This window comes from Pseudoalteromonas sp. PAST1 (assembly GCF_021532515.1).
Lineage (GTDB): Bacteria > Pseudomonadota > Gammaproteobacteria > Enterobacterales > Alteromonadaceae > Pseudoalteromonas > Pseudoalteromonas simplex.
Genome location: NZ_JAKGBH010000030.1, coordinates 24,626 through 37,843, shown reverse-complemented (window position 1 = coordinate 37,843; position 13,218 = coordinate 24,626). Strand labels below are relative to the sequence as shown.

8 protein-coding genes are annotated in these 13,218 nt (G+C 40.8%); 1 reads left to right on the top strand and 7 read right to left on the bottom strand.

Annotated elements, in window-relative coordinates; translation table 11 throughout:
• Nucleotides 1-115 precede the first annotated feature (115 nt).
• The 3 genes from mutT to L1272_RS15035 form a co-directional block, all read right to left on the bottom strand.
• Nucleotides 116-517 carry an 8-oxo-dGTP diphosphatase MutT gene (mutT, locus tag L1272_RS15045; RefSeq protein ID WP_235373770.1) on the bottom strand — a complete coding sequence of 134 codons (402 nt, stop codon included), beginning with the start codon at nt 515-517 and terminating at the stop codon, nt 116-118.
• Between the two features lie 62 nt (nt 518-579).
• Nucleotides 580-3,288 (bottom strand): preprotein translocase subunit SecA, encoded by a 2,709-nt coding sequence (gene secA / locus L1272_RS15040; RefSeq protein WP_235373769.1) that lies wholly within the window; start codon nt 3,286-3,288, stop codon nt 580-582.
• Between the two features lie 724 nt (nt 3,289-4,012).
• Nucleotides 4,013-4,489 (bottom strand): DUF721 domain-containing protein, encoded by a 477-nt coding sequence (locus L1272_RS15035; RefSeq protein ID WP_199529313.1) that lies wholly within the window; start codon nt 4,487-4,489, stop codon nt 4,013-4,015.
• Nucleotides 4,490-4,907: 418 nt separating this feature from the next.
• Here L1272_RS15035 and L1272_RS15030 point away from each other — a divergent pair, with 418 nt between their 5' ends.
• The gene (locus L1272_RS15030) at nt 4,908-6,305 is read left to right on the top strand and encodes an MBL fold metallo-hydrolase RNA specificity domain-containing protein (protein ID WP_235373768.1); all 1,398 of its coding nucleotides are present in this window, start codon (nt 4,908-4,910) and stop codon (nt 6,303-6,305) included.
• A 72-nt stretch (nt 6,306-6,377) separates the two neighbouring features.
• Here L1272_RS15030 and L1272_RS15025 read toward each other — a convergent pair whose 3' ends face one another.
• The 4 genes from L1272_RS15025 to L1272_RS15010 form a co-directional block, all read right to left on the bottom strand.
• Entirely contained in the window at nt 6,378-8,000 is a 1,623-nt protein-coding gene (locus L1272_RS15025) for a hypothetical protein (protein WP_235373767.1), read from the bottom strand.
• 209 nt (nt 8,001-8,209) lie between these two features.
• On the bottom strand, nt 8,210-10,354 hold the full coding sequence (locus tag L1272_RS15020; RefSeq protein WP_235373766.1) for a YjbH domain-containing protein: 2,145 nt from the start codon (nt 10,352-10,354) through the stop codon (nt 8,210-8,212).
• Nucleotides 10,355-10,532: 178 nt separating this feature from the next.
• Nucleotides 10,533-11,441, bottom strand: a complete 909-nt coding sequence (gene galU / locus L1272_RS15015) for a UTP--glucose-1-phosphate uridylyltransferase GalU (RefSeq protein ID WP_235373765.1) — start codon at nt 11,439-11,441, stop codon at nt 10,533-10,535.
• Between the two features lie 556 nt (nt 11,442-11,997).
• Nucleotides 11,998-13,005, bottom strand: coding sequence for an NAD-dependent epimerase (locus tag L1272_RS15010; protein WP_235373764.1), 1,008 nt, complete (start codon nt 13,003-13,005; stop codon nt 11,998-12,000).
• Nucleotides 13,006-13,218: the final 213 nt, after the last annotated feature.

The window sequence follows — 13,218 nt, the reverse complement described above, 5'->3', positions numbered from 1 at the left end:
GTAGGCGTCACGCTTGCTTGGCGCGTCTTACATTCAGCACCAAGATTGCAAATTAATAAAGAACCCGCAAACAATGCCGCTCGGCTAGAAACTGACAGCTGAAAGCTGACAGCTGTTACAGCTCATACCTCTGTTTTATCTTTTCGATAATCTCAACATTGGCGGCTGGGAAGCTGTAATCATCAAGCTCGTTTAGTGCGACCCATTTTCCTTGTTGGCCTTCTGCGCCATGGGCTGTGCCTGTGAAATCATCAACAATGTGCACATCTAAGCGTACGCACTTATCGCCGTAGTCATGTTCGATAACCATTAGCTCTTCACTGCCATTTACGGTTAGGTTTACTTCTTCTAATAGCTCGCGCTGTAGCGCAGTAAATACGCTTTCGCCCTGCTCTACTTTACCGCCTGGGAATTCCCATAAGCCGCCTTGGTGTTTGTCGTCTGGGCGTTTACAAATAAATAATTGCTGATCTTTATAAATAACACCAACTGCAACATGCACTACTTTTTTAGTCATTTGTTGTTTCCTTAATCATAAAAAAAGCGACGCAAGCGTCGCTTTTTATCACCGTGTTTTGGTTATTTTAATTTACCGCAACACTGCTTATATTTATTACCTGAACCACAAGGACACGGCTCGTTACGGCCTACTTTAGGTTCTGCACGTTGTGTAACTACAGCACCTTCTGGTGTTTCGCCACCGATGTGCTCAGCTTCTTCGTGTTGGTATTCACGTGGCGCATTTTCGCTACGACGATGTTGCTCTTCAACTTTTTCAACATCTTCTTCAGCGCGAACTTGTACTTTACTTAAAATACCCACAACGTCGACTTTTAAGTTCTCAAGCATTTCAGAGAATAGCTCGAACGACTCGCGCTTGTACTCTTGCTTAGGATTCTTCTGTGCGTAACCACGTAAGTGGATACCTTGACGAAGGTGGTCCATCGCAGCCAAATGATCTTTCCAATGTTGGTCTAAGCTTTGTAGCATAATCGCTTTTTCGAATTGACGTAGTACAGACTCGCCTACCATCTCTTCTTTTTGTTTGTATGCTTGCTCAACCGCTTCTTCGATACGCTCACGAAGTTTCTCTTCGTATAGTTTGCTATCGTCAGCTAGCCATTGTGAAATTGGCAGCTCGATTAAGAAATCTTGTTTTAAGCGCTCTTCAAGACCTGGGATATCCCACATTTCAGCAAGGCTTTGCGGTGCAATGTACTGGTCGATTGTACCATTTAGCACATCGCCACGAATTGCAGTGATAGTTTCTGAAATATCGCCTTCTTCAAGAAGCTCGTTACGTTGCGAGTAAACAACACGACGTTGATCATTCGCTACGTCATCGTACTCAAGTAATTGCTTACGAACGTCAAAGTTACGTGCTTCAACTTTACGCTGCGCGTTTTCGATTGCGCGGTTAACCCAAGGGTGCTCAATTGCTTCACCGCGTTGCATACCTAGTTTGCGCATCATGTTAGTCATGCGCTCACCAGCGAAGATACGCATTAGCGCGTCGTCCATTGATAAGTAGAAACGGCTTGAACCCGCATCACCTTGACGACCAGAACGACCACGTAGCTGGTTATCGATACGACGAGACTCGTGACGTTCAGTACCAATGATGTGTAAACCACCCGCTTCGATTACTGCATCGTGGCGTTTTTGCCACTCATCTTTAATCGCTTTGATTTGTTCATCAGTTGGGTTTTCTAGCTTTTCAACTTCACTGTTCCAGTTACCACCTAACACGATATCGGTACCACGACCAGCCATGTTAGTTGCAATAGTTACTGTGCCAGGTAAACCTGCATCGGCAACAATGTCTGCTTCTTGTGCGTGGAACTTAGCATTAAGTACGTTGTGCTTAATTTTTTCTTTACGTAAGAACTGTGATAAGTACTCAGAACTTTCGATAGAGATAGTACCCACAAGTACCGGTTGACCACGTTCTTGGCAATCTTTGATATCAGCAAGGATTGCTTCGTACTTTTCTTCTTGTGTTAGGTACACAAGATCAGCACGATCGTCACGGATCATCGGTTTGTTAGTTGGCATTACTACTGTGTCTAGACCATAGATAGACTGGAACTCAAACGCTTCTGTGTCTGCTGTACCTGTCATACCTGCTAGCGTGTCGTATAAACGGAAGTAGTTTTGGAATGTGATTGATGCCAATGTTTGGTTTTCGTTTTGAATGCGTACACCTTCTTTTGCTTCAACAGCTTGGTGTAAACCTTCTGACCAACGACGACCTTCCATTGTACGGCCTGTGTGCTCATCAACAATGATAACTTCGTTTTCTTTAACAACGTAATCAACGTCTTTTTGATAAAGCTTGTGAGCACGAAGTGCCGCATACACATGGCTTAATAATGTGATGCTTGAAGCTGAGTAAAGTGAATCACCTTCTTGAATTAAGCCGCGCTCAATTAGTAGCTCTTCAACTTTAATTTGACCACGCTCTGTAAGGTGAACTTGCTTAGACTTTTCATCGATCGTGTAATCGCCGTCGCCTTCAACGCCTTCTTCATCTTCTTTTTCTTGTAGCTCTAGATCAGGCACAATTTTGTTGATTTCGATGTAAAGCTCAGAGCTGTCTTCAGCTGGGCCTGAGATAATCAGCGGGGTACGCGCTTCATCGATTAGGATTGAATCCACCTCATCCACTACGGCGTAGTAAAGTGGGCGTTGTACACGCTCTTCAATGCTAAATGCCATGTTATCGCGCAGATAATCAAAGCCAAATTCGTTATTTGTACCGTAAGTGATGTCGGCAGCGTAAGCGATTTTCTTCTGCTGTGGCATCATGCCAGGTACGTTACAGCCTACAGTTAGGCCCAAGAATTCAAATAGTTCACGGTTAGTTTCGGCGTCACGTTTTGCAAGGTAGTCATTCACGGTAATTACGTGAACACCTTTACCTGTTAAACCACGAAGGTAGGCAGGTAATGTTGCTGTTAGTGTTTTACCTTCACCGGTACGCATTTCTGCGATGCGACCTTGGTGTAAAACCATACCACCTAGTAGCTGTACGTCGAAGTGACGCATGCCATTTACACGTTTAGATGCTTCACGTACCACAGCAAATGCTTCTGGTAAAATGTCAACTAGGCTTTGTCCGTTATCGTAACGCTCTCTAAATTCAGCTGTTTTTGCTTTTAAATCTTCATCAGAAAGCGCTTCTAATTGCTTTTCAAGCGCATTAATTAGAGCGACCGTCTTTCTTAGGTTTTTAATAGTGCGGTCATTGCGACTACCAAAAATCTTGGTAAATAAATTAGATATCATGATAAAACCGTTACAATATATTCTTTGTTAGCTAGTCATTAGCTAACCCACTTTCTTCAATTGATAATTAATATGCGCTTATGCTCATGATGTAGGGCATATTAATTAACAATTTATCAGTACGCTGTTCAAAACACCGCTTATTTCGTGCGCTATCATACCAGAGTCTGCGCAACATCAAACCTTCTGTTTATGAAGATATGGAATTTCGGCAAGAAAATTTAAAAATCAGCCATAATCTTTGATCTAACCCCATAAAAAGGGTGAAAACAAGATTACTGAATAGATATGGCGACAATAAGAATAAAATCAAGATCAGGGGAGTAAAAAGGCGATGCGATGGACGAAATTCGACTTTGTAAATGTAGGTGGTCATTTATGGCGACAATACATTACATCGCCTTCACCAATGACGCGCTAAAGCACAACCTACAAGATAACACGCGAAATAAATTTCACGCCTACATCAAAGACATTTAATCGCACAAAGAGGATAAGAGACGCTGCGCTTAAAAGAAAACAAAAAAGCACATTATCGCTTTCTCATTCTTTTCTCATTCACTTCTCTTTGTGCAAATATTTTCGCGCGAAATAAATTTCACGCCTACACCATAGGCGTCACGCTTGCTTGGCGCGTCTGACATACTGCGCCATTTCACCAACCTATGTCTGACTTACAAACAACACAATTCGGCTTCAAACTGACGGCTGAAAGCTGACGGCTTTACTTCTTTTTCCGCCCATGTTGTGCTAAACGCTCTAACTTGGCTTTTAACGATGGTGGGGCATCTGCGGCAATGGCGTTGAGGTAATCGGCTGTTTGTTCGCTCATTTGGCGCTTCGAAACATGCTTTTGCTCTGGCTTATTTGTTGCTGATAAGCGCTGTGTTGCCTGTGGGTTTGCGGTAATTTTAATTTGCCCAAGCTCTACCATGCCAGCGGCACGAAAATGCGAAAGCATATCCATTTTTAAGTAATTTAAACGCAGTGCAATCGGTGCCGAAACTGCTTCTATCATCAAAGTACCATCACGGTAATTACTTACCCGACATTTTTTCGAAAGCGTTTCACCTAAGAAGTCATCAAGAATGGTTTGTTGAGAAGACAAACCTTGGGTTTTACCAGCATAAGATGCCAAGCGACCACTCAAGCCCGCCATAATATCGCCAACAGCCTTTGGCGCGTATCTATCTTTTGCCATTAATCGTCTACCTAAAAGGGTTAATCACCACAAAGAGAATATATCACCTACGTAAATATGAAGCTATTAGGTTCGGGGAACGAGATACAAGATGCGGTTTTGTACAAAGTGGTCATTTATGGCGTCAAGCTATTACGTACCTCTCATCAATGATGCGCTAAAGCACGATCTACAAGAAAGCGCGCAAAATAAATTTCACGCCTACATCAAAGACATCTAATAGCACAAAGAGGATAAGAGACGCTTCGCTTAAGAGAAGGTAACATTAGGTTCCCTCATTTTCTTCTCATTCGCTTCTCTTTGTGAAATAAACCTTCAACGAAATAAACTTCACGCCTTCAAATATCTCAATCCTGCCTCCATTGCCCTAAGAGTTATTTACCTCTATGCTGAAATTAGCTTCAAAAAGGAGAATATTATGCATATAAAACACCACGGAGCGGTGAAAGGCGTAACTGGGTCTTGCCACCAGCTATTTATTGATGACACAAATTCTGTACTTGTTGATTGTGGGCTATTTCAAGGGGAAGACAGTAAACAAGATCTAGCAATTGATTTTGATATCTCAACAGTTAAAGCGCTGATTGTTACACATTGCCACATAGACCATGTTGGTCGCATACCTTACTTACTTGCCGCAGGTTTTAAAGGCCCAATTTATACCTCGATTGCCACCGCAAAACTCTTACCTATGGTGATTGAAGATGCCTTAAAAGTAGGTGTAACTCGCGATGAAGCGGTGATCCGCACCTGCTTAAAGTTACTAAAACAGCAAATTATCTCTCTCGATTATAATACATGGTACTGCATTCCCGTAGGAGTGGGCTTAAGCCCCGAAAAAGCAACCTCAAGCAATCAAAACTCTTTATATAAAATTCGCCTGCAACGTGCTGGGCACATTTTAGGCTCTGCCTATGTTGAAATTGAACTGGGTAAAAGACCAAACACGCATAGAGTGGTATTTTCAGGTGATTTAGGTGCACCTTACACGCCATTGTTACCGACGCCAAAACCACCCTACCGTGCCGATACATTAGTTATTGAGTCCACCTATGGTGATAAAAACCATCAAGGCCGCAAAGAGCGCGTAGCCGTGCTTAAAAAAGTTATAGAACGTGCCGTAAGTGATAATGGCGTGGTACTCATACCGGCTTTTAGTATTGGCCGCACACAAGAGTTGCTTTATGAATTTGAACAGCTTATTCACTCTGCACGTAAGCGCTCTATGTGGCATAAGCTGCAAATTATTGTTGATTCACCAATGGCAGCCAATTTCACAAATGAGTATTTACACTTTAAAGCGCTGTGGGATAACGAAGCAAAAAAGCGCGTAAAACAAGGCCGCCACCCGCTCGACTTCAACCAACTACACACTATTGATAGCCACCAAGAACACCTTGCATTAATAAACTTTTTAGCCTCGAAACAGCAGCCCGCAATAATCATAGCTGCCAGCGGAATGTGTAATGGCGGCAGAATAGTTAATTATCTAGAACGGTTTTTACCAGACAAAACAACCGATGTCATTTTTGTTGGCTACCAAGGGCAAGGAACCTTAGGCCGAGGTATTCAAAAATATGGCCCACGCGGCGGATACGTCTTTATCGATAATAAAAAGGTGATGATTAAAGCACAAGTTCATACCATTAGCGGTTACAGCGCCCACGCAGATCAAAAAGGGTTAATAAATTTCGTTACTGGCATACGCAAAAAGCCAAGTTTAATTAAAATTGTTCACGGAGACGAGCAAGCCAAACAAGCATTGGCTAATGAGCTTTGTACAAGATTAGCAACAGCAACAATTAAAATTCCGTAATGCACATAAAAAAAGCCGCATAAATGCGGCTTTCAGATTTAATCCCTATTTAGGAACTAACAAAAATGGTTACTAACCACCAGTGCCACCAGTAGAACCAGTACCACCTGAACCTGTTACTTCAGGGCAAGTGAATTCAAAGTTTTGAGTTAAATCATCACCTGTCACAGCATCAAGCGAAATTGTGTTTGAACCTTCTAGAGGTAAACCACGGAAGTTAACAGTAACTTCGTAATCTTCGCCTTCGCGTAGGTTGGTAAGCTGGAAGTTACCATCTGCATCTTTAAGCGCAGTACGTACAGCTTTACCATCACGCTTATAACGTACAGCAGAGTTGCTTACATTTACAGCAACTTCAGGGTCGTTAGCACATGAGCCAGTAATAGTTAAAGTTTTATTAACTAGAGTGTAAGGAGCAGCTAGAGCAAAGTCATTAACTGTACCACAAACTGCTACTTCGCCATCTGTTTCACCCCAGATAGCGCCGTCTCGGTCAAACACTACTACTGTTGCAGTAGCTTCAGAAGAGATGCCGTAACGCTTTAAGAAACCAGGAGGAACAACACGAGAAGTGCTACCAGCACCAACTCGAGACCATAAGAAACCATCAGCTGAGTATGCAGCAAGTGTTAAACCGCCAGCAGGTACTGCATCACCAGTAAAGTTAACAGTTAAACCATCAGTACATACAGGAACAGACTTATTAACAGAGAACCAAGTTAAGTGGTCTGTTTCAAAGCTAACTGTACCCGTACCTTTAGTTACTGGGAACGTTTCTGGCATCCAGATACCAGTTTCTTCATCTAAAGAGCTTACGCTTAATACTTCACCAGCATCTAGATCAGCAGGAGCAGCAAGTGTTACGTTTAATGTATCACCAGCGAATTTTTTAACGCTTGTGCCATCAACACTTAATGTAACGTTTGCTAAAGAAACAGGCACTGCAATATTAGCACTGCTGTCATCGCTATTTAGACCTTCTGGTAAAACTAAGCTTTTAGTTTCAGTTGAAGGGTCAGTACCCAATACATTTAATGCTACTTCAGCACCTGTAACAGGTTGACCATCAGCGTCTTGTAAAGTAATACCTGTTGGCAATGTAGCTGAAGCTAAAGATGAACCTTCAGCAGATGCATCAGCTACAATTTCAGCTGTTGTAGTAGAGCCTGTAATGTCTGATGATGTTGTAGTTGTAGATGCAAGACCTTCTTCGTCAGTAGGTGTTAGTAAAAATTGTGCAACTAATACATCGTTATCGTCTTCGTTAGAAAGATCTAAGCTAAATGCTTTAGTAACAAAGCCTGGAGCTGAAACGATAGCAGTAACGCTGTCTGTTGAAGAACCACTTTTACGAGTAACAAGGAAGCTACCTTCATCGCCAACATCTAAAGTTTGAACTTGATTACCTTCAACATCTACGATGTTAGTTGAAAGAACGCCTGATTCTAAAAATTTGATTGTTGCATCACCGATAACGTCAAATTCGTCATCATCGTTTGATTGAACAACAGAACCACTTACAACAAATGTAAGTGCCGCTGGAGCTTCTGGTGCAACGACAACAACACCACCATCGCCACCATCACCACCGTCATCTGGTACTGGTTTATTGTTATCATCATCGCTAAAACAACCTGTTAAAGCGAAAGCCGATGCTACTGATAACGCTAGTAGCGATTTTTTGTTAGTAAACATAGGGAGTCCTTCTATTCCTTTATCAACATTTGTAAATGAATTTACTCATTTTATAAAATAGTAGCGCGAACTTCCAAAAAGTATAGTCAGCACCATAATTTTTTTACAAATTAAAAACGAGACATTAAAGCTCTTAAATTATCTAAAACACCTCATCAATAATATAGCTAAATTACCTAATTGTACAATACTTAACCCAACATAAATTGTTACCGATAAGTTAAATATGCCTCTTTTAATCTTGCAAGATTTTGGTATACATAATCACTAGACATACGCCCCTGATTAAGGAACGTACGGTAGGTGCTTATTGCACTTCCTGGAATAAAGCCTTGACTGAACACTAAGCGGTTAGTGCTTTCACCAATCTCAGTACTCGCAGTATGCCTGTAAGATTCAGTGCCTTTAATTTGCCCAAATTTATAAGCTTTCATATCTTTTCGTGGTGAAAGTGGAATACTAAATGCCAAACCTGCTTTAGTCGTATTTGTATCTTCGTAATATACAGCTAAGTAACTGTCACCAAACCAAAAACGGCTTTCTAACTTATAGCCAGAATCTTCATACCAATAATTACCTGCTTGAGCATGTAAGGTAATGTCTTGTTCAACCCAGTTATATTGGTAGTTTAGTGCTTGGAATGTTTTGCTACCGCGATAATCTTCGTATTTATACGAACCCAACTGAGCACTAATTCTGTGACGCCCTTCATCACTCAACCAAGTTGTTTCGTTAGTGATACCTGTTAAATCGTAGCGCTCTTTTATAAAACCAACTTGCGTTTGGTTATAAAAACCGAATGGCAGCTTAAATGTTTGGTAGAACATAGCTCTATCAAATTCAGTTTCTTGACGATAACGCCTAAATGGACCTCGCTCATCATAGTCATCACTATTTTCAACATTAACTTGTCCACCTAAAATAACACCCGCACCTTTCCAAAGAGGCACATCGACATCTGCTCTAATTGCAATAGAGTAGTCAAATACACCTAACTCAGTAGCGTACGTATTACTAATAGCAGGGCTTAAAGTTACACGCGGTTTAAAGTAAGGGCTCGCCTGCGCTTTACCAGCCCATGTAACACCCTCGGGAATAACGGCTTTGTCTTGTTGAACATTTAAGTCAGGGCTAACGCCCTTTTCAATAAACAAACGATAATTGTCGATGTTGCCGCTAATTGCTAGTAACGGGATATCTGTTTTCGAAAGCTGAACGCTATAATGAGTATTTTCATTAACTATATTTTCGGCGATGCGACCAAGTACTACACCAATAGCGTCAATGTCGTTGCGGTTAAACACTGAGTTTTCAAAGTTAACAAATACAGTAGTTGAGTTGTAACCAACAACCACGTTTTCAAAACCATCATTAATGAGCGCATCTTTCAATGTAATTGCTTGTTTGCTTAAGCTAGAACTAACAACTTTTTGTGAATTTTGTGTTTGACTTTGCTCAGCACTAGTAACGGTTAACGCATCAGGTTGTTCAGCTAGCTTGGGCGCTACTGACGTTTGAATAAAGCCTAAACCATAATCGTTTACTTTAGCCGCAGGTGTATTGCTTGTTGGGGCTACATAAGGTGCAGGCTTTACAGGCTCATAATTAGTTTTAGCTTCATCAGATAATGGTAGGGTAAAATTTATCCCCCAGTAGGTGTCTTTATCTTCAGAAAAATCAGTACTGCTGTAAAAACGGCTAGTAAAGGTTATTTCACCAATATCATATAGCCACTTTTTAGGAATCGTTATACGTGCTGCTGCATTTACAGCTTCGGCATCATATTCGGTGAGTAAGCTAAACCACTCAAGCGGTTGCCACTCAATACCAGCAAATGCGCCATCCATTTCACCAGTAAGTCTGTCACTTGAACCTAGGCCGGCACTAAAACGAAAATCCCATAACTCTTTTGAGGCCACTGCATAAAACGTTTTATAGTTGTTAGCGGCACCACCTATATCTTTAGCACCTATAGCTACACTAAACCAGTCTTTAGGTATATAAGGTAGCTGATATTTTGCGTTGAACGATAAATCTCGAGTTTGCCCACGGCCTTCGCTATAAAACAAATTATCGTGTATTGAGTTAGAGGATATTTGCCCACTAACTTCAAGACCTTCAAATAACCCTGCAGAGAATATAAAGTTATGGCCATCTAAATATCGCTGCCCTTTAAAATCTAATAAATTGTTATAGCCTATATCAACACTACCAGAGCTGAGCGCTTCTGCATTCGGAGTGTTTATCAACCCCGTATAACCAGAAAAAGACTGGTGGCTTTTTATTTCGTCGGCGGCTATTGGCAAGCTAAGTGCGGCGGCACAGCTTAAAAACAATAAATTCAATTTTGGCATTAGGAAATCCGAGTTAAAGTTATAAGTTCCTTCATTGTTTTAAATATAACATCAGAAAACAAAAACAAGAAGCTATCAGCCAAACTAAACCTTTAGGGTCAAAAATAAATTGCTATGTTAAAACTAAAAAGGGTAAGAATTTACTTCTTACCCTTTTTTAAATATTTAGTTTTAAAAGTTATACCGCTTTTAAATGCCTTGTGTTTGGCGTAACCATTTCTGTTACAAAGTCTGTAAACTCTGCGCCAAGTTTTTCATCGCGCATACTGTACTCTACAATTGCTTTTAAATAACCTAGCTTGTCGCCACAATCATGAGCACGACCACTCATGTGAAATGCTTCAACAATTTCATGTTTCATTAACTCATCGATTGCGTCAGTTAATTGAATTTCGCCACCTGCACCAGCAGGGGTATTAGCAAGCAGCGGCCAAATAGCTTTAGATAACACATAACGACCAACAACTGCTAAGTTAGAAGGAGCCTCTTCTGCTTTAGGTTTTTCGATCATGGTTTTAATAGGTGCACTTTCGCCCGCATTAATTTTAACGCCACCAATATCAGCAATACCATATTTATGAACACTTTCCTGTGGTACTGGCTCAAGCATAATTTGGCTTGCTTTAACCTCGTTAAAGCGTTTTATCATTGCGGCAACGTTTTCGGTTTTTTGATCAGCAGTATAGCTATCTAAAATAACATCGGGCAGTACTACAACAAAGTCGTCATCACCTACAATTGGTTTAGCACACATTACCGCGTGACCCAATCCTTTAGCCTCGCCTTGACGAACATGCATAATGGTTACATCGTCTGGGCAGATTGAGCGAACTTCTTCTAAAAGAGTACGTTTTACGCGCTTTTCAAGCGTTGCTTCAAGCTCAAAGCTAGTATCAAAGTGATTTTCTATAGCATTTTTAGAGCTATGGGTAACCAATACAACTTCTTTAATTCCGGCCGCTACACACTCATTAACAATGTATTGAATAAGCGGTTTGTCAACTAAAGGCAGCATTTCTTTAGGAATTGCTTTAGTCATAGGTAACATGCGAGTACCAAGGCCCGCAACAGGAATAACAGCTTTCATAATTAGTCCCTTATTTAATAATTTAATCTACAATAACACCAAACTAACAGTACCAAAGTAGATACAAGCTGAATGGTTTTCAATTTAACTTTTCGTTAAAAACGAATATTTAGAAGAAGCAAAGAGACGCTGCGCTTTAGAGTGAAGCAAAATATTTTTGGTTTACTCTTTTACTTCTCATTCATTTCTCTTTGTCAAATATCTTCGTGCGAATTAAATTTCACGCCTACATCAAAGACATTTTATTGCACAAAGAGGACAAGAGGCTCTGCGTTAAAGAGAAAACCATTAAGTTTTTCCTCATTTACTCTCACTTTCTTCTCTTTGTGAATACGCTTTCGCGCGAAATAAATTTCACGCCTTCATCAAAGACATTTTATTGCACAAAGAAGATAAGAGGCGCTGCGCTAAAGAGAAAACCAGTAAGTTTTTCCTCATTTACTCTCACTTTCTTCTCTTTGTGAATAGGCTTTCGCGCGAAATAAATTTCACGCCTACATAGCCTTAGGCACCGCGATTGCTAGATGCGTTCCCAATGCCACACAATGCTAAGCAATTATTTATTATAAAAACCTTTATACCAGCTGATTAACTCAGCCACGCCTTGCTCTACCCCAACCCCTGGTTTATAACCAGTTGCTGCAAATAAGTCTTGTGTATCGGCATAGGTTTTATAAACATCACCGGCCTGCATTTCGCGAAAGTTCTTTTTCGCTTCAATACCTAGTTCAGTCTCAATGGACTCAATAAACTTCATTAGGTTAATCGGGCTACCATGGCCAATGTTGTAAACTTTGAATGGAGCTGAACTTGATGCAGGCGAACCTGTTTCAACCTTCCAGCTATTATCACGTTCTGGTACAACCTCAGCAGCTCTAACAACACCTTCAACAATGTCGTCAATGTAGGTAAAGTCACGCCACATATCGCCATTATTATTAATATCTATGGTGTCGCCATCAAGCATTTTTTTAGTAAAAATAAACGGCGCCATATCAGGGCGGCCCCACGGGCCATAAACCGTAAAAAAGCGTAAGCCAGTGGTAGGCAAGTTGTACAAGTGCGAATAACTGTGCGCCATAAGTTCATTGGCTTTCTTAGTCGCAGCATAAAACGAAACAGGGTGGTCAACACTATCGGTTGTTTCAAATGGTGTTTTTTCGTTTAAACCATAAACTGAGCTAGAAGACGCATAAACCAGGTGCGAAACCTTATTGTGGCGACAACCTTCTAAAACATTTAAATGCCCAACTAAGTTTGAGTCTGCATACGCATCTGGGTTTTCGATTGAATAACGCACACCAGCTTGAGCCGCTAAATGAATTACACGTTCAAATTGCTCGCACGCAAACAACTCGGCCATTGTGGCTCTATCTGCAATATCTAATTTAATAAAAGTAAAATTTTCGTGTTGTTCAAACTGAGCTAGACGAGCATGTTTTAAATTTACATCGTAATAATCATTTAAGTTATCAACACCAACTACAGTGTGACCTTGCGCTAGTAATTTTTGACTTGTAGCTGCACCTATAAAACCTGCAGCGCCAGTAACTAAATATTTCATTATGTTCCTATCTTATTGAGCCCGTAGGCTGCCAATTCATTTGACTTAATGAGAGTTAAGAGCGGCTTCATAAAGAAGCCAAATGTTCACAAGAGATAATGAGATGCTTCGCTTTAGAGGAAAACAAAAAGCATTATTATCGCATTCTCATTCACTTTTCTTTGTGAAAATATCTTCGCGCGAAATAAATTTCACGCCTACGATACAACCTTT